The sequence below is a fragment of the Rhizobium aouanii genome, assembly GCF_037002925.1.
Lineage (GTDB): Bacteria > Pseudomonadota > Alphaproteobacteria > Rhizobiales > Rhizobiaceae > Rhizobium > Rhizobium aouanii.
Genome location: NZ_JBAMYD010000002.1, coordinates 349,789 through 367,680, shown reverse-complemented (window position 1 = coordinate 367,680; position 17,892 = coordinate 349,789). Strand labels below are relative to the sequence as shown.

Sequence of the window (17,892 nt, the reverse complement as noted above, 5' to 3'; positions counted from 1 at the left end):
ACCACCCTGATCTCAGCCTTTGATACTGGCTGAATCGATCCAGCCAATATTTCCGTCGTGCCGACGGTAAACGATGTTCAGATGTTCCTTGCCGGGGCTGCGGAACAGGAGAAGCGGCTCGTCAGTCATGTCGAGCGCCATCACGGCGGTGGCGACCGACATGGTCTTCAGCTGCTTCGTGCTTTCAGCGACGATCGCCGGAGCGAAATCGTCGGCGATTTCATCATCGTGATCAGGAACGGAATCCATAACCGTGTAGGAGACCTCTGCAAAACCATTCAGATGGTTTCCGGCGTGATGGTCCTTCAGCTTGCGCTTGTAACGCCGCAGCCGTTTCTCGATCCGCTGGGAAGCGGCGTCGAAAGCCAATTGCGGGTCAGTCGCCTCGCCGGCTGCATGCAGTACCACCCCGCTGTCGAGATGCAGCTTGCAATCCGCCGAGTAGCGAGAACTCGCCTTTTCCACGGTCACCTGGCCGGAATATCCCCCGTCGAAGTATTTCGTGATGGCCATACCAATTTGGTCCTCGATCTTTTGACGGAAGGATTCACCAATTTCCATATGTTTCCCGGATACACGCACACTCATGGAGTTTCCCTTCTTATGGTCGTTTGCGGGTATCAGTTTACGCCAAGCCTCAGGTTCATCCAAGCACTTCGCACAATCTCAAGCAAGATCGGCTTATGCCTGCGGGTCCTTGGTGCCCTTCTGATGCCGGGGATAACTCCAGACGCCGTTCGCGGCATCGATTGCGGCGGGCTTCTAGCCACAGCGTGCCCAAAAGTCAATAGGGCGCCGAATCACCATCAGCGGCACTCGATTAACGTGCAGCGGGCACCTTGCCGGGCAAGGCAAACCGCCAATTGTCATTTCATCCACTTTACGCGCTTCGCGCCTGCGTTGTGCCGCTTCTTGCGGGGATGGTCATGGCAGCGACACCTGATATGACGCAGACGAGTCCGATCCAGGCCGTCGGGCTCAGCCTCTCGCCAAGGAAGACGATGCCGATCGCAACGCCGATCGGCACTCTGAGATAGGCTTGCGAGGTGGTTCCGACCGAACCCAGCGTCTGGACGAGACGGAAATAGATCACAAAGGCGAGAGCGGTCGAAAAGGCGGAGAGGGCCAGCAGCGCCAGCATCGATGCCAGGGAGGGATCAAGCTCCCATGGTCGATCGACGATGAGGCTCACCGGCAAGAGAATGACCGCGCCTGAGATCAACGAGCCGGCCGCCGGCACGGCGGGGTCGAGCCCCTTGAAGTTCTTGCCGAAAATCGCGGCACCTGCATAACAGATGGTCGCCAGGATGATGGCAAGCTGCGCCATCAGGCTTTCGCCGAGACCGCCGAGCGCTTCGACGCCGATGACGAGGCAGATGCCGGCAAGTCCGGCCATGACGCCGAAAAGCCGCCGCAGCGTCACCTGCTCGTGGCGGATCAACAGCACCGTCAGCAGGAAGGCGAAGATCGGCGTTGCCGAATTCAGGATCGCCGCCAATCCGGCATCGACGGACTGTTCCGCCCAGGCGATCAGCGTGAAGGGGACGACGCTGTTCAAACAGGCCTGAACGAAAAACCGTCGCCAGGTGGCACGATCGCGCGGCAGACGGACACGCCGGTGGCGCAGGACGGCCAGTAGAATGCCGCCGGCAATCAGCGTGCGGGCGGCGATCAACGTTATCGGCGGGATCGTCTCGACGCCGATCTTGATGAAGCTATAGGAGGAACCCCAAAGGGTCGCTAGCACCAGCAACAGGAAAAGCTCCCTGGCAAGGTTCGGATTTTGCGGCGTCATCGTCGGCTTTTCGATGCTCTTCAATAAAATTCAAAGGGTTGCAGCACCGTTTGCGCGTCTGAAAAGACACGGCGCTGCAGAGGAATAACGGGATTTTCAGGCTAGATGCTTCGATCCAGGTCGAAGCATGGCAGCATCAGAAGCCGGCGACCTTGGCGAGCGCCCGCTTCTCGCGGCGGCGCTGGACCGAAGAGGCGATATTCATCGCTTCCCGGTATTTCGCAACCGTGCGGCGGGCGAGATCGACACCGCCCTTCTTCAGCATGTCGACGATATCATCATCGGAAAGCACCGCCTCCGGGCTCTCCTGCAGGATCAGCGCACGGATCTTGTGACGCACGGCCTCGGCCGAATGGCTGTCGCCGCCGGCGACGGCGCTGATCGAGACGGTGAAGAAATATTTGAGTTCGAAGAGGCCGCGCGGCGTCAGCATATATTTGTTCGACGTGACGCGGCTGACGGTGGATTCATGCATCTTGATCGCCTCGGCAACCGTTTTGAGGTTCAGCGGGCGCAGGTAATCGACGCCGTGCAGCAGGAAGGCGTCCTGCTGGCGGACGATTTCGCTTGCCACCTTCATGATGGTTTTTGCCCGCTGGTCGAGGCTGCGCGTCAGCCAGTTGGCGCTCTGCAGGCAGTCGGTGAGGAAGGCGTGGTCCTCGCCGTTCTTCGTCACACGGGAAAAATAGGACTGGTTGACCAGCACGCGCGGCAGCGTATCCGGATTGAGCTCGACCAGCCAGCCGCCGTCCGAGGCGGGCCTGACGACTACATCCGGCGTGATCGCTTCGGAAACACCCGCTTCGAAGCCGCTGCCGGGCTTAGGATTGAGCTGACGGATCTCGCCGAGCATGTCGAGAAGATCTTCCTCGTCGACGCCGCAGAGCCGCTTCAGCGTGGCAAAATCACGCCGGGCGAGCAGTTCGAGGTTTTCGACCAGAGCCTGCATGGCCGGGTCGTATCGGTCCTTCTGCCTGAGCTGGATCGCTAGGCATTCGGCGAGGCTGCGGGCGAAAACACCCGGCGGATCAAGGCTCTGGAGGGTGGCGAGCACGCGCTCGGCCTGTGCGAGACTCGTGCCCAGCCTCTCGCCGGCCTCGACGATATCGGCCTGCAGATAACCGCAGTCGTCGAGCTGGTCGACGAAATTCTGCGCGATCAGCCGGTCGGCCATGTCAGGCAGGACGAAGGGGATCTGCTGGGCGAGATGATCGCGCAGCGACACCTGGCCGGCGACGAAATCGTCGAGATCGTAGTCGGCGCCCTCGCCGCTGCCCGGCATCGACTTCCACTGGCTGACGAGTTCCGGCGCATCGAGGCGCTGCGGGGCTCCGTCATCAGGAAAGACATTGGTGTAATTGGCGTCGAGTTCGTCGTTCAGCCGGCTGGTGCTGGCGCTGCCGCCATTATCATACCAGTCGCTGGAGAGCGCCTCGGCGCGGTTGTCATAGCCATCGTCGGAGCCGGCATCCTCGGGCTGATGAGCATACTCTCCATCTTCGGCATCGCCACGTTCGCCGCCCGCCTCGCCGTCATTCGACGGAAATTCGAGCAGCGGGTTCTTCTCCACTTCCAGGGCGATGAACTGGTTGAGTTCGAAATGAGTCATCTGCAGCAACTGGATGGATTGCATCAGTTGCGGTGTCATCACCAGGGACTGGGTCTGGCGCAGGAAAAGATTGGCGGACAGTGCCATGACGGACGCGAAACTCCCCTCGATTCCTCCGGGAAACCGCGTCCGATCAAGGCTTCAGGCCACGGAAATCCAAGTTGGCCCAAAAATTGCTTTTTTATTGTATTTGGTCAAGCGGAACTATGACGGCACGGTGAATTTCTGCCGATCCGGCCTAAAATCATCCGGATCCGGGGTCAGAGGCTGAAATTGTCGCCGAGGTAGAGCCGGCGCACTTCCGGATTGTTGACGATGTCGTTCGCCCGGCCATGGGTCAGCACCTCACCGGCATGAATGATGTAGGCGCGGTCGATAAGGCCCAGCGTCTCGCGCACATTGTGGTCGGTGATGAGGACGCCGATGCCGCGTGCCGTCAGGTGGTGAACGAGATTCTGAATGTCGGCGACCGAGATCGGGTCGACGCCGGCAAAGGGCTCGTCGAGCAGCATGAAGGTCGGGTCGGTCGCAAGCGCACGCGCGATTTCGAGGCGGCGGCGCTCACCGCCGGAAAGGGCGACGGCGGCACTCTTGCGCAGTTTCTGGATATGGAATTCTTCCAGCAGCTCGTTCAGCTTCTGCTCGCGCTCGGCCTTGTCCTTCACATGCACTTCGAGGACGGCGCGGATATTCTCTTCCACCGTCAGGCCGCGGAAGATCGAGGCTTCCTGCGGCAGATAACCGACGCCGAGACGCGAGCGGCGGTACATCGGCATGGTCGTGACGTCGTTGCCGTCGATCTCAATCGTGCCTTCATCGACCGGCACCAAGCCGGTGATCATGTAAAAACAGGTGGTCTTGCCGGCGCCGTTCGGGCCGAGCAGGCCGACGGCCTCGCCACGGCGCACCACCAGCGAGACGCCGTTGACGACGCGCCGCGTCGCATAGGTCTTCGTCAGACCTCGCGCGATCAGCGTTCCCTGATAGCGGCTCTTGTCGGCGGCACCCGCAGCTTGTGGCCCGGGCTTGCCGAACATGGTGGATAGCGATGATAATTTCACGTGGGAGGCCGGCTTCTCAGTTCTGCTTCTGCTGCTGCGCATTCGGCTGCGATTTCGGATCGAGCTGAATCTGGACACGCCCGCCGCAGCTTTCAAGCTGCGCCTGACCGGTCTGCATATGAACCGTCAGCTTGCAGCCGGTAAAGACGTTCGGCCCGTCCGACAGAATAACCTTATTCCCTTCATCCGCCGTGAGGATGAATGTCTGCGAGGCCATGTCGAAATTGCCGTCATCGGCGGTCGCCGTCTGCGTGCCCGAGCTCAGGAAGACCTTGTCCGTCACCAGGATCTTGTCGATATCGGCACTTCCCGATGCAAGCGAGGCCGACTGTTCCGGCTGCGCTGCGGGCTGCGCGCCGTCAGCAGCCGGCTTTGCCGCCTTGTCCTTGTAATAGACGGTCATCTTGCCGGACTGCATCGTCGTCGTCCCCTGGACGACCTTGACGTTGCCGGTGAAGAGCGCGGTGTGTTCCTGGTCGTGGATCTCCAGCTTGTCGCTTTCGATCTGGATCGGCTGGTCGTTGGACAGCTTCATGCCCGGCATCGTGGCCGTCGCCTGCTGCGCGCCGGCGCCCGTGGCCGTCAGAATGAGGGCAAATGCGCCGGCAATGAATGCCATGCCTATCTTGCAAGTGGAAATGCGACAATCTTTTGTCATGATGACCCGGCTGGTTAAGTGCCCTGTTTATGGATGGTGGATGGATCGACATTCATGCGAACATTCCCCTCGAATGTGATCACCCGCCCCTTATCGGTTATCTGAAGCGTCTTCGCAACAATGGAGGCATTGTCCTTGGTGATGGTGACGGGGTCGTCGCTCCGCATGTTTCCGCCCTTGATGTCGAGCTGCGCGGACTGGAAATTCGCATTGAGGCCACTGCTCAGCACTAGGGTGAAGGGAGCCGTCATATGCAGATTGTCGGTGGCGCGGTTGTAATCGGCGGTCGAGGCGACGACGCGGGCGATCAGGCCGTCATTCATCGGCACGGCGGCCTTGATGGTCTCGAGCGTGATGAGATCGGGATTGCGGATATCCTGCAGCGCCCTTTCGGCCAGCATCGAATAATTGATGCCGTCGGAATTGCGACCTGATATCGCCGGCTTTTCCATCACGACCTTGCCGTTCTCGATCTTGGCGCCTTCCATCTTGATGTTCTCGGGCAGATAGGTGCGGATCACTGTCACGGCGCCGACGGCGACTGAAACGATAAGGGCTGCCACCGGCAGCAATATCTTCAGCCGCCGCACGCGGGCGGAATGGAACAACGCATCGCCATAGGCGCTCCTGCCAGACCCTGAATAGGCGGCATGTCCGTTGTTCTTCAGGGTATCGAGCATAGGCCTCGTCCATGTGCGGTGATCGCCGCGCCTCGATAACAAAGCCGGCAGCCAATCACAGTTCGTTTCGCATTATTACATTGGCTTGCCAATATGGAATTTTTTCTGCAACAAGCAACACAACGGAAAAACATTGAAAAGTGGCATTCGTACGGGCCGCTGCCATCCTATTTCACCGGATCGATCGGCGGCATGCCGAAGCCGGTTCCATCGCTGGAGGTTTCTATGGACAGTTCGATCATCGCGGATCGCCGGCGGTTGCGCCGCAAGCTGGGCTTCTGGCGCCTCGTCGCGGTGGCCCTCATCGTGGCACTTGGTTTCGCCTTCTACCGCTTTGCCCTCGGCGGTGCCGGGACGCAGCGCCCGCACATCGCCCATGTGACGATATCCGGGCTGATCGTCGACGACGACGAGCTTCTCGAGCGGCTGAAGAAGGTCGAGACCAGCGAACAGGTGAAGGCAGCGGTGATTTCGATCTCCTCGCCCGGCGGCACGACCTATGGCGGCGAAAAAATCTTCAAGGCGATCCGGGCGATATCAGCCAAGAAGCCTGTCGTCTCCGACGTGCGCACGCTTGCCGCCTCGGCCGGCTACATGGTCGCCACCGCCGGCGATACGATCATTGCCGGCGACAGTTCGATCACCGGTTCGATCGGCGTCATCTTCCAGTATCCGCAGATCCAGCCGCTGCTCGACAAGATCGGCGTTTCGCTGCAGGAGATCAAGTCCTCGCCGCTGAAAGCCGAGCCCTCGCCCTTCCACGAGGCGAGCGAGGAAGCCAAGGCGATGATCCGCAACATGGTGGTCGACAGCTATAACTGGTTCGTCGACCTGGTGGCCGACCGGCGCAAGCTGCCGCGCGACGAGGTGCTGAAACTGGCCGACGGCACGATCTACACCGGCCGCCAGGCGCTGAAGGTGAAACTCGTCGATACGATCGGCGGCGAGTCCGAGATCCGCGCCTATCTGACGTCGCGCGGCGTCGACGCCGATCTGCCGATGGTGGACTGGGACAAGAAGAGCAATACGCCCTTTCTGCTCGCTGGGGCTGTTTCTCGGTTGATTACGATCTTCGGTTATGATGATCTCATGAAAACCCAGGATATCAATGGAATCCTGCCCCCAAAGTTGCTTCTTGACGGGCTGCTTTCAGTTTGGCAGGTTGGCCACGATTGATAAGAAATCAATAATTTAAGGGGGCGAAGGTGATCAAGTCCGAATTGGTGCAGATTGTTGCGGCACGCAACCCGCATCTCTATCATCGCGACGTCGAGAATATCGTCAACGCGGTTCTCGACGAGATCACGGATGCACTGGCTGCGGGTAACCGAGTTGAATTGCGCGGCTTTGGCGCCTTTTCGGTCAAGAACCGCCCTTCGCGCTCCGGCCGCAACCCGCGGACCGGCGATACCGTCTTCGTCGAGGAGAAGTGGGTTCCCTTCTTCAAGACCGGCAAGGAGCTGCGCGAGCGGCTTAATCCCGGCCAGGCCGACGAAGAGGATTGAGCCGTCGCTGCCTGCGGCGAAATCGCACTTGAACTCGACGGTCGTTTTCCTATTCTGCTAACGCATCGTGCTTTCCGCGTCTTACAAAGACGCGTGGCGCTGCAAGCATGAAACGCGCCCTTCGAAAAGACCGGCGCAATCTGCCGCGTGGAGACCTCAAATGGCCAAGAAGATCGTCAACCTGTTGATTTTGCTGCCGCTCGGTGTCATCCTCATCGTCTTCTGCGTCGCCAACCGGCAGAGCGTCACGCTCGCCTTCAATCCGTTCCGGCCGGAAGATCAGGTGCTTGCAGTTTCCGCACCCTTCTTCGTCTTCCTGGTCGTCGCGCTGATCGCGGGCATGCTGATCGGGGCGGCAGCCACCTGGTTCAGCCAGGGCAAACACCGCAAGCGCGCCCGCACCGAGGCCAAGGAAGCCATCCGCTGGCAAAGCGAGGCCGACCGCCACAAGAACCGCGCCGAGGAAATCGCCGGGCAGCTGCCGGCCCGGTAAGACCTGATTCGATATTTCGAAGGCCGGCTGCCCGTCAAACCGGGAAAAAGCTCAGTTCCTCATAATCGCCTTCCGGCGACGCGCCGTTGCCGGTCACGTGGAAACCGTGGGCGAGGTAGAACGCCTTTGCACGCCGGTTCTTCACCAGGCATTTCAGCCGATACCGGTGCTGCGGCCATTCCGGCAGGGCGTGCAGCAGCGCCGTGCCTGCGCCCTGACCCTGGAATTCCGGTTTTAGGTAGAGCATGTGGATGAAATCGTCCTCCGGCCAGAGCGACAGGAAACCGGCGACGCTGCCGCTTTCATGCGCGCAGACGAAGACCGTCTCGCCATTGGTATGGGCGGCGAAATCCTCGCGATGGAATTTGCCCGGATCGACCCAGACGAATGTTTCGCGGCGCACGGAAAGGTAAATCTCCGCAAGCACTTCCTGGTCTTCCGCCCGCGGCGGCCTGATGATCCACCTCATCTCCGCCCGCGCCAAGCCTAACCCGCCGCCATCTTCGCGACGACGGCGGCATTGAAGTCCGAAAAGAACCCTTCGGCGAGCTTCTGCGAAGTCGAATCGAGCAGGCGGGCGCCGAGCTGGGCGAGCCTGCCGCCGAGTTCAGCCTTCGACCGGTAGTGCAGGATCGTCTCGGCGTCCCTTTCCTCGAGCACGATATCAGCGCTGCCCCTGGCGAAGCCGGCAAGACCGCCCTTGCCTTCGGCCGACAGCGTATAACTCTTCGGTGCGTCGACATTGGAAAGCGTCAGCAGCCCGTGGAAGGTGGCAGACAGCAGGCTGAACCTGACCTTGATCGTCGCCTCGAAGACATCAGGCGACAGCCGTTCGATGCTCTGGCAGCCTGGAATGCAGCCGCGCATGATCTCGGGATCGTTGAGTGCTGCCCAGACGACGCGCCGCGGCGCGGCGATGCGTTCTTCGCCGGTGAAATCCATTCGATGGCCCCATCTTCGATTCGCTCATCTTATCCCAGCGGGAAAGCGCTTTGCCAAGACGGAAGGGAATGTTATCTGCGGGCTTGCCACCCGGAACGGGGAATTGACGATGAATGACGAACTGAAGCCCTGGAGCGTGACGGCAAGCCGCATCACCTATGAGGACCGCTGGATCCGGGTCCGAAGCGACGATTGCGTCACCGCCGATGGAATCGTCGTCGCGCCCTTCCATGTGCTCGATTATCCCGACTGGATCAATGTCATCCCTGTGATGCCCGACGGACGCGTGCTGCTGACGCGGGAATATCGGCATGGCCGCGGCGAGATCGTGCTCGGTCTGGTCGCCGGCAGCCTCGAACCCGGCGACAGCAAGACCGGCGATGCGGCGATGGCGGCGGCGGAGCGCGAACTCCAGGAAGAGACCGGCTATGAAGCCTCGACCTTCGTCAAGCTGCTCACCTCCTATCCGAATGCCGCTAATCACAGCAACGCGGTAACGAGCTGGCTGGCGCTCGGGCTGAACCGAGCCGGCGAACCGTCTTTCGATCCCGGCGAGAAGGTCGAGCTGCTATTTGCGGATCTTGCTGCCATCCTCGGCGAACTGCAGTCCGGGCGCGGTCATCATGCAGTCTATGCATGTCGCAGCCCTCTATGCGGCGGAAAGCTGGCTTCGCACACAGGCCTCCGAGGGCTTGAAATAGGCGCCGCGCCGGGAAAACCCTGTCCGCTTGCCCGGGCTGGCCGGCAGCGCAGTTGATCCGCCCCGCTTTTCTGGGCTACTGCATATTCAAAGTGCCGCAGCGCGCTTTGCGCGTTTCAAAAGACGCGCGGGCCTGCAGCCGACGCAAAGCCGATAAGACACCCGACAGAGACGCGGAAGAGCACGTTGAAACAGAGAGAGGGCCGGCCGGGCCAGAAGAAAACATCAGGTCCTTCCGGTGAAAGCCGCAGGGACGATCGGTCAGGCCGGCCGCCGAAGCCGGTCGCGCGGCCCGCGGCAACCCGTGAGGCGGTGCGCGAGGCTGCCGTGCCTGCCGCCGTCGTGCGTCCTCTGATGACACGCAGCGGCGAGCGTCCGACCGAGCGCGTGCCCGTCATCCTCGAATCGCTCGGGGCCGGCGATTTCCATCTGATCGACAGCGGCAACGGCGAAAAGCTCGAGCAATACGGCCCCTATCGCATCATCCGTCCGGAAGCCCAGGCGCTGTGGCGGCCTTCTCTGGCGCCCCAAGTCTGGGAAAAGGTCGATGCCGCCTTCACCGGCGACACCGACGAGGAAGGCACCGGCCGCTGGCGCTTCCCGAAGGAGGCGCTCGGCGAGACCTGGCCGCTCAATCTGCTCGGCGTCGATTTCCTCGGCCGCTTCACCTCCTTCCGCCATGTCGGCGTCTTCCCCGAACAGATCGTCCACTGGAGCTGGATGAAAGAGCAGGTCGAAAAGGCCGGCCGGCCGCTGAAAGTGCTGAACCTCTTCGGTTATACCGGCGTCGCTTCGCTGGTTGCCGCCGCAGCCGGCGCCGAGGTCACCCATGTCGACGCCTCGAAGAAGGCGATCGGCTGGGCGCGGGAAAACCAGGCGCTCGGGCGCATGGAGAAACTGCCGATCCGCTGGATCTGCGAGGATGCGATGAAATTCATCCTGCGCGAGGAACGCCGCGGCAGCCAGTACGATATCATCCTCACCGATCCGCCGAAATTCGGCCGCGGCCCCAATGGCGAAGTCTGGCATCTTTTCGAGCATCTGCCGTTGATGCTCGATGTCTGCCGCGAAATCCTGTCGCCGAAAGCAGTAGGCCTGGTGCTGACGGCCTATTCGATCCGCGCCAGCTTCTATTCGATCCACGAATTGATGCGCGAGACGATGCGGGGCGCCGGCGGTGTGGTCGAATCCGGCGAGCTGGTGATTCGCGAAGCCGGCACCGACGGCAAGACGCAGGGCCGCGCGCTTTCCACCTCCCTCTTTTCCCGCTGGGTGCCGAAATGAGCAAGGACTTCCACGATCAGGGACCGCGCAGGGTCGGACAGGTGAAGGAAGTCACCTCGCTCGCCAATCCGATCATCAAGGACATCAAGGCGCTGACGAACAAGAAGTCTCGCGAGGAAAGCGGTACTTTCCTCGCCGAAGGACTGAAGCTCGTCATCGATGCGATCGAACTCGGCTGGGCGATCCGCACGCTGGTCTATGCCAAGGCCGCCAAGGGCAAGCCGCTGGTCGAGCAGATGGCGGCAAAGACCGTCGCCTCGGGCGGGCTGGTGCTCGAGGTCAGCGAAAAGGTGATCGCCTCGATCACCCGCCGCGACAATCCGCAGATGGTCGTCGGCATCTTCGAGCAGCGCTGGGCGCCGCTGAAGGGTATCCGACCGAGCGAGGGCGAGACATGGGTGGCGCTCGATCGGGTACGCGACCCCGGCAATCTCGGCACCATCATCCGCACGGCCGATGCGGCTGGGGCTTCCGGCATCATACTTCTCGGAGAAACGACCGATCCCTTCTCGCTCGAAACGGTGCGGGCAACCATGGGCTCGGTCTTTGCCGTTCCGGTCGCGCGGGCGACGCCTGAGGAATTCATCGCCTGGCGGAAATCGGCCGGCGTTTCCGTCGTTGCGACGCATCTTGCCGGCGCGGTCGATTACCGGACGATCGACTACCGGAAAAAGCCCGTCGTGCTGTTGATGGGCAACGAGCAATCCGGCCTGCCGGAACAGCTTGCCAGGGAGGCCGACGCGCTTGCCCGTATTCCGCAGCAGGGCCGCGCCGATTCCTTGAACCTCGCCGTCGCCACTGCCGTCATGCTTTTCGAGGCACGCCGCCATCTCCTCTCACTTGCCGAGGGCAAATGACCGAACAGACGCATGCACGCCCGGCGCTGTTTTCGCGCCCGGCACCGATCCTCTTCTTCATCGTCGTCGCCGTTCTGATCGACCAGGCCGTCAAGATCGCCGTTGATCATTACCTGCCGCTGCAGGAGGCGGTGCCCGTCGTTCCGATGCTGGCGCTCTACCGCACCTATAATCTCGGCGTCGCCTTTTCGATGCTATCAGGCATGGACGGCTGGTTCATCGTCGGCATGCGGCTCGTCATCGTCGCCTTCGTCATCTGGCTGTGGTACCGCACGGCGAAGGATCGCTGGATCGCCCATCTCGGTTATGCGCTGATCATCGCCGGCGCGATCGGCAATCTCGTCGACCGCTTCGCCTATGGGCATGTGATCGATTACATTCTTTTCTACACCGAGAGCTGGTCCTTCGCGGTCTTCAATCTCGCCGACAGTTTCATCACCATCGGGGCCGGCTGCGTCATTCTCGACGAGCTGCTTTTGCCGAAAAAGGCCGGCCGCTAAAATCTTATCGAAATCCTGAAGGCATTCGGAACGGGCCTCATGTTAGCCAGATAGCATGCAGAACCTGGGACAGTTGCAGGAAAGATTGTCCGCCGCCTTCGGTGGACCCGCCGCCAAGCCGCTTGAGAAGCGGATGGAGGTCTTTTCCCCACGGCCGAACGCAGCCGCACCCCGGGGCGCCGATGACCGCCAGGGCGGGCCTGCACCGACACGGCGCCTGCTGTTCTACTGGCTTGGCGGCGCCGGCCTTCTTGCCGCAACGATCCTGATGCTGCTTGCCCACGCCGGCGATCCGCTGCTGCTTTCGGGTGGTCTCGTCATCCTTGGCCTGGCCGTCATCGCCAGCTATGCCCTGTTGATGGTTCGCTCGCGCAGGGTCGGGCAGCGCCCCGGTCAACCCATGCCGGATTGGAACGCCGGCGTAAAGCTGTTCGCCGACGTGCACGACGTGCTCGGCGACATCACGGTCAGCCGCACCATGGACCGGCGCATCATCTCCGCCAACGATACCTTTCGCCGCCTGACCGGACGGCTGCGTCCGGAAGGACGCACCTGCGAGGAGATCGGGATTGCCTTCCGCCCCGGCCCGGTACCGCATTGCTACGATGTCGAGATTTCGACGCCGGAGGGCCAGCGCATCTTCCTTTGGCGCGATGTCGTCACCCGCGACCCGGCGAACGGCCGCCTGCTGCTGCAGAGCGTTGCCCGCGACGTGACCGACGAGCGGCTGATTGCGCAGGGCCGCGAGGAGGCCCGTCAGAAGGCCGAATATAACAGCGCCGCCAAATCGAGGCTGCTTGCCACCGTCAGCCACGAGGTGCGCACACCACTTTCCGGCATCCTCGGCATGACGCATCTGATCGCCGAGACGCGGCTGACGCAGGAGCAGCAGAACTATCTCGCGAATATCCGCCAGTCCGGCCATGCATTGACGCAGCTCGTCGAGGATCTGCTCGATTTCTCCACCATCGAGGTCGGCCGCTTCGCGCTGCACCCGCGCTCGGAATCGCTGCGCAAACTCCTGGAAAGCGTCGTCGAGATGCTCGCCCACCGGGCGCATGAGAAGGGGATCGAGATCGGCGCCACCGTGTCATCCGACGTGCCCGAAAATATGAGCTTCGACCCGGCGCGGCTGCGCCAGGTTCTGTTCAACGTTATCGGCAACGCCGTGAAGTTCACCCAGGTCGGCGGCGTTTTTATCCGCGTGTCGCTCGACGGCGACGACCTGTCGATCACCGTGACCGACAGCGGCCCCGGCATGACGGCGGAGGAGCAGGCGCGCGTCTTCGGCGAGTTCGAGCAGGGCGGGAGCGTTGCCGACAAGAGCAGCGGCACCGGGCTCGGCCTTGCCATCTCCGCCCGCATCATGCGCGAATTCAATGGCGCGCTGACGGTTGCCAGCGAAATGGGCAGAGGCAGCGAATTCACCATCCGCTTCCCTGTCGATATCGGCAGCGAGCGCCCCGACCGGCGAAACACGCTGCTTGCCGGCAACAGTGTCGTACTGCTGGCGCCGGCAGGTGCGGCGCGCACTGCCATCGCCGAAACGATCACAGCGCTCGGCGGTCTCTGCCATCTCGTCGGCGACGGCGAGACGGCGCGGGCAACGCTGCTCGAACTGGCAAAGGGCGGACGGCGGCCGACCGACATCATCATCGACCACCGCATGTCGGCGGAATTTTCCGCCCATCTTGCCGATCGCGCCGAAATCGCCGCACTTGGCCTGCGCAAGGTCCTGCTCGTCAATCCGGAAGAGCGCAGCGCCCATCCGCTTGACCTCTTCGATGCCTGGCTGATCCGGCCGCTGCGCGAACAGTCGCTGATCGACGTGCTGCGCGGGCGTATGCGCGGCATGGAGAAACGCGACGCGCTGAACGATAACCAGCCGGGCTTCGGCCTCTCGGTGGCTGAGACGCTGGTTGCCGCCGGCGGGCTCAGCATCCTGCTCGGCGAAGACGATCCGATCAATGCCATGCTGGTGCGTGTCGTTCTGGAAAAGGGCGGGCACAAGGTGCGCCATGTCGAAGATTTCGAGACACTGCTCGACTATGCACTCTGCGAGGCGAATGCCCGGCCCGATATCATCATCAGCGATCTCTCGATGCCGGGTGGCAACGGCATCGACATGCTGGGACGCCTGCGTGGCCACGAGCGGCGGCTCGATCTCGCCCCGATGCCGGTGATCGTGCTGACTGCAGACAAGAGCGACGAATCACGCCGCCAAGTCTTGCTCAACGGCGCCAACCGCGTCATGATAAAGCCGGTCGATCCGGTGCGGCTGCTGACTGAAGTTCAGGCGGTCGCCGCCCTTTCCGCCCGCCGGGCAGAGGCGCGGTGAGCGCCTCAGAAACCGGCACGCTTCTTGCGCGTGGAAACTCAAAATGTCACTTTCCTGTCGTAGAGAAGTGTTTTATGGCGTCGATAAGCCGGTAACGGGAGAATCGTTATGTCCGCCATCGACATCCTGAATCGTGACACCACCGCCGAGGCTGCGCGGCCCTCGACGGCTGCTGTACAGAAGGACGGCGATATCCTCGGCCGCATCGGCAATCTGGAGACCCGCCTTGCCCGCACGGCACGCGAGATCGATGCCGCCCAGGCCGTGCGCTACCGCGTCTTCGTCGACGAAATGAAGGCGCAGCTGCCGTTGGACGCCATGCGCCGCCAGCGCGATGTCGACGCCTATGACGCCGTCTGCGATCATCTTCTCGTTCTCGACCGCTCGATCGAGGGCGACCCGGAAGACCAGATCGTCGGCACCTACCGTCTGCTGCGTCAGGATGTCGCTATCGCCAATGGCGGTTTTTACTCGGCTTCCGAATTCGAAATCGAGGGCCTTATCGCCAAACATCCGGACAAGCGCTTCATGGAGCTCGGCCGCTCCTGCGTGCTGCCGGAATACCGCACCAAGCGCACCGTCGAGCTCCTGTGGCAGGGCAACTGGGCCTACGCGCTGAAGCACGGCGTCAGCGCCATGTTCGGCTGTGCCTCTTTCCCCGGCGTCTATCTCGAAAGCCACGCGCTGGCGCTGTCCTTCCTCTACCACAATGTGCTGGCGAAGAACGAATGGGCCGTCGGCGCCTTGCCGCATCTGGCCCGCAACATGGACCTGATGCCGGTCGAGGCCATCAACCCGAAGCGGGCGCTGATGGCCCTGCCGCCGCTGATCAAGGGCTATCTGCGCCTCGGTGCGATGGTCGGCTCCCATGCGGTCGTCGATCATGCCTTCAACACGACCGACGTGCTGATCGTGCTGCCGATCTCCAGCATTTCGGACCGTTATCTGAATTATTACGGCGCCGACGCCGGCCGCTTTGCGAGCTAGGGTAATTCAGACGAAGCAGCGTTGAGGGGTCGGTCTTGAGGTCCCCCAGCGAATTGAACTCCCGTGCATGTCTCAATCACCGAAAAATATGTGCCCGGCGGAGGCGCTGCTAGCCGAGCACATATCTCTGTTATAGGCGCGGAAGACTACTAACCCGCCCCGTAGGCGGCGATCGCCGCCATGTTGACGATGTCGCTGTCCTTGGCGCCCATCGAGGTGATCTGCACCGGTTTGTCGAGACCGACGAGGATCGGGCCGATCACCGTGGAGCCGCCGAGTTCCTGCAGCATCTTGGTCGAGATCGAGGCCGAGTGGAAGGCCGGCATGACGAGCACGTTGGCCGGCCCGGAAAGGCGGCAGAAGGGATATTGCTCCATCACCTTGCGGTTCAGAGCGACATCGGCCGCCATCTCGCCGTCATATTCGAAATCGACGCGGCGCTTGTCGAGGATCTTCACCGCCTCGCGCACCCGCTCGGAGCGTTCGCCCGAGGGATGGCCGAAGGTGGAATAGGCCAGCATGGCGACCCGCGGCGGATAACCCATGCGCCGCGCCAGACCGGCGGCCTCTTCGGCGATATCGGCAAGCTCCTCGGCCGTCGGCATGTCGTGCACCGCGGTATCGGCAACGAAGACCGTGCGGCCGCGGCAGAGCGCCAGCGATACGCCGATAACGCGGTGGCCGGGCTTCTCATCGATGCAGCGGCGCACGTCTTCGAGCGCCGTCGAATAGTTTCGGGTGATGCCCGTCACCATGCCGTCGGCATCGCCGAGCGCCACCATGGTGGCGGCGAAGTGGTTGCGGTCGTTATGGATCAGCCGCTGGGCGTCGCGGTGAAGGTAACCGTGCCGCTGCAGCCGGGCATAGAGATAGTCGATATAGGCCTCGACCCGGGTCGAAAGCCGCGCATTGACGATTTCGAGGCCCGGCCGGTTGAGATCGATGCCGGCGCGTTCCGCCGTCGCCCGGATCAGGTCCTCGCGGCCGAGCAGGATGGCGGTGCCGAGCTGCTGGTTGGCGTAGGACATCGCCGCACGCAGGACCTGTTCTTCCTCGGCCTCGGCAAAGACGATCCGCTTCGGACGGCGGCGGACGCGCTCGTAAAGGCTGGCGAGCGTCGAGGCGATCGGATCGCGGCGAGCCGAAAGCTCGCGGGCATAACCGGCCATGTCGGTGATGACCTTGCGGGCGACGCCGCTTTCGATCGCAGCTTGCGCGACTGCCACCGGGATCGCCGAGATCAGCCTGGGATCGAAGGGAACGGGGATGATGTATTGCGACCCGAAACGCGGCCGGTTGCCCTGGTAGGCGGCAACGACGTCATCGGGAACGTCCTCGCGGGCTAGGTTTGCCAACGCATTGACGGCAGCGATCTTCATCGCGTCGTTGATGGTGGAGGCGCGGACATCGAGAGCGCCACGGAAGATATAGGGAAAGCCGAGGACGTTGTTGACCTGGTTCGGATAGTCCGAACGGCCGGTCGCCATGATGGCGTCGTCGCGGATGCGCGCCACCTCTTCCGGGGTGATCTCGGGATCGGGATTGGCCATGGCGAAGATGATCGGCCGCTCCGCCATCGAGCGGATCATCTTGGCCGAAAACGCGCCCTTCTGCGACAGGCCGAAAACGACGTCTGCGCCTTTCATCGCCTCTTCCAGCGTGCGCGTGTCGGTCTTTGCCGCATGCGCCGATTTCCACTGGTTCATGCCCTCGGTGCGGCCTTGGTAGATGACGCCCTTGGTGTCGCAGAGGATGACGTTCTCAGGCGCAAAACCCATCGCCTTGATGAGTTCGACGCAGGCGATCGCCGCCGCACCCGCGCCGTTGCAGACGAGCTTCGTCGTCTTCAGGTCGCGGCCGGTCAGCTCCAGCGCGTTGATCAGGCCGGCGGCGGCGATGATCGCCGTTCCATGCTGGTCGTCATGGAACACCGGAATGTCCATCAGCTCGCGCAGCCGGCTTTCGATGACGAAACAATCCGGCGCCTTGATATCCTCGAGGTTGATGCCGCCGAAGGAAGGACCGAGGAAGCGCACGCAGTTGATGAACTCGTCGACATTTTCCGTATCGATCTCGAGGTCGATGGAATCGACATCGGCGAAGCGCTTGAACAGCACCGCCTTGCCTTCCATGACGGGCTTGGATGCCAGCGCGCCGAGATTGCCGAGGCCGAGGATCGCCGTGCCGTTGGAAATAACCGCAACCATATTGCCGCGCGCCGTATAATCGTAGGCCGTCTGCGGATCGGCGGCGATCGCCTTCACGGGCACCGCAACACCCGGCGAATAGGCAAGCGAGAGGTCGCGTTGCGTCGCCATCGGCTTGGTCGGGTTGATCTCCAGCTTGCCGGGCCGGCCCATTGCGTGAAAATCGAGCGCCTCCTGGTCGGTAACCGAGGTCACCGGCCGGTCCTTCTTATCGATATCGGGCATAAATCCTCCAACGTCCTGTGGGCGACGCTTTGCTCTTCCTCAAATGCTGTT

General features: G+C 62.2%; 17 protein-coding genes and 1 pseudogene. 9 read left to right on the top strand and 9 right to left on the bottom strand.

What is annotated here, in order from left to right:
- Positions 1-12 precede the first annotated feature (12 nt).
- The 6 genes from hpf to lptC form a co-directional block, all read right to left on the bottom strand.
- Entirely contained in the window at positions 13-588 is a 576-nt protein-coding gene (gene hpf, locus V8P77_RS05150) for a ribosome hibernation-promoting factor, HPF/YfiA family (RefSeq protein WP_017958734.1), read from the bottom strand.
- A gap of 292 nt (positions 589-880) precedes the next feature.
- Positions 881-1,795, bottom strand: coding sequence for a DMT family transporter (locus V8P77_RS05145; protein WP_335911199.1), 915 nt, complete (start codon positions 1,793-1,795; stop codon positions 881-883).
- A 136-nt stretch (positions 1,796-1,931) separates the two neighbouring features.
- The gene (gene rpoN / locus V8P77_RS05140) at positions 1,932-3,491 is read right to left on the bottom strand and encodes an RNA polymerase factor sigma-54 (RefSeq protein ID WP_335911104.1); all 1,560 of its coding nucleotides are present in this window, start codon (positions 3,489-3,491) and stop codon (positions 1,932-1,934) included.
- Positions 3,492-3,664: 173 nt separating this feature from the next.
- The gene (lptB, locus tag V8P77_RS05135; protein ID WP_003556077.1) at positions 3,665-4,441 is read right to left on the bottom strand and encodes an LPS export ABC transporter ATP-binding protein; all 777 of its coding nucleotides are present in this window, start codon (positions 4,439-4,441) and stop codon (positions 3,665-3,667) included.
- Positions 4,442-4,481: 40 nt separating this feature from the next.
- Positions 4,482-5,123, bottom strand: a complete 642-nt coding sequence (locus V8P77_RS05130) for an LptA/OstA family protein (protein WP_335911103.1) — start codon at positions 5,121-5,123, stop codon at positions 4,482-4,484.
- Between the two features lie 14 nt (positions 5,124-5,137).
- Entirely contained in the window at positions 5,138-5,803 is a 666-nt protein-coding gene (gene lptC / locus V8P77_RS05125; RefSeq protein ID WP_335911102.1) for an LPS export ABC transporter periplasmic protein LptC, read from the bottom strand.
- Positions 5,804-6,028: 225 nt separating this feature from the next.
- Between lptC and sppA the strand changes: the two genes are divergently transcribed.
- The 3 genes from sppA (at position 6,029) to V8P77_RS05110 (ending at position 7,801) form a co-directional block, all read left to right on the top strand.
- Positions 6,029-6,979, top strand: coding sequence for a signal peptide peptidase SppA (gene sppA / locus V8P77_RS05120; protein WP_335911101.1), 951 nt, complete (start codon positions 6,029-6,031; stop codon positions 6,977-6,979).
- Positions 6,980-7,008: 29 nt separating this feature from the next.
- Positions 7,009-7,308: an integration host factor subunit beta gene (locus tag V8P77_RS05115; RefSeq protein ID WP_003544934.1), complete on the top strand. Its 300-nt coding sequence runs from the start codon at positions 7,009-7,011 to the stop codon at positions 7,306-7,308.
- A 160-nt stretch (positions 7,309-7,468) separates the two neighbouring features.
- A complete protein-coding gene (locus tag V8P77_RS05110; RefSeq protein ID WP_003544923.1) occupies positions 7,469-7,801 on the top strand; it encodes a LapA family protein in 333 nt (110 codons plus the stop codon).
- Between the two features lie 34 nt (positions 7,802-7,835).
- Here V8P77_RS05110 and V8P77_RS05105 read toward each other — a convergent pair whose 3' ends face one another.
- Together V8P77_RS05105 and V8P77_RS05100 are read right to left on the bottom strand one after the other, a co-directional pair.
- Positions 7,836-8,270 carry a GNAT family N-acetyltransferase gene (locus tag V8P77_RS05105; RefSeq protein ID WP_335911099.1) on the bottom strand — a complete coding sequence of 145 codons (435 nt, stop codon included), beginning with the start codon at positions 8,268-8,270 and terminating at the stop codon, positions 7,836-7,838.
- 17 nt (positions 8,271-8,287) lie between these two features.
- Positions 8,288-8,743, bottom strand: coding sequence for an SRPBCC family protein (locus tag V8P77_RS05100; protein WP_335911098.1), 456 nt, complete (start codon positions 8,741-8,743; stop codon positions 8,288-8,290).
- A gap of 109 nt (positions 8,744-8,852) precedes the next feature.
- Between V8P77_RS05100 and V8P77_RS05095 the strand changes: the two are divergent.
- The 6 genes and pseudogenes from V8P77_RS05095 (at position 8,853) to olsB (ending at position 15,409) form a co-directional block, all read left to right on the top strand.
- Positions 8,853-9,444: pseudogene (locus V8P77_RS05095) on the top strand (NUDIX hydrolase).
- 185 nt (positions 9,445-9,629) lie between these two features.
- On the top strand, positions 9,630-10,727 hold the full coding sequence (locus V8P77_RS05090) for a class I SAM-dependent methyltransferase (protein WP_335911097.1): 1,098 nt from the start codon (positions 9,630-9,632) through the stop codon (positions 10,725-10,727).
- Positions 10,724-11,584, top strand: coding sequence for a TrmH family RNA methyltransferase (locus V8P77_RS05085; RefSeq protein WP_335911096.1), 861 nt, complete (start codon positions 10,724-10,726; stop codon positions 11,582-11,584). The genes V8P77_RS05090 and V8P77_RS05085 overlap by 4 nt, the downstream gene beginning before the upstream one ends.
- On the top strand, positions 11,581-12,084 hold the full coding sequence (lspA, locus tag V8P77_RS05080) for a signal peptidase II (RefSeq protein WP_003544911.1): 504 nt from the start codon (positions 11,581-11,583) through the stop codon (positions 12,082-12,084). The genes V8P77_RS05085 and lspA overlap by 4 nt, the downstream gene beginning before the upstream one ends.
- A 55-nt stretch (positions 12,085-12,139) precedes the next feature.
- Positions 12,140-14,422 carry a PAS domain-containing hybrid sensor histidine kinase/response regulator gene (locus V8P77_RS05075; protein ID WP_335911095.1) on the top strand — a complete coding sequence of 761 codons (2,283 nt, stop codon included), beginning with the start codon at positions 12,140-12,142 and terminating at the stop codon, positions 14,420-14,422.
- Between the two features lie 108 nt (positions 14,423-14,530).
- A complete protein-coding gene (gene olsB, locus V8P77_RS05070; RefSeq protein ID WP_017958720.1) occupies positions 14,531-15,409 on the top strand; it encodes a l-ornithine N(alpha)-acyltransferase in 879 nt (292 codons plus the stop codon).
- A gap of 149 nt (positions 15,410-15,558) precedes the next feature.
- On the opposite strand, the gene V8P77_RS05065 is transcribed toward olsB, so the two are convergent.
- Entirely contained in the window at positions 15,559-17,841 is a 2,283-nt protein-coding gene (locus tag V8P77_RS05065) for an NADP-dependent malic enzyme (RefSeq protein ID WP_168343490.1), read from the bottom strand.
- Between the last annotated feature and the right edge of the window lie 51 nt (positions 17,842-17,892).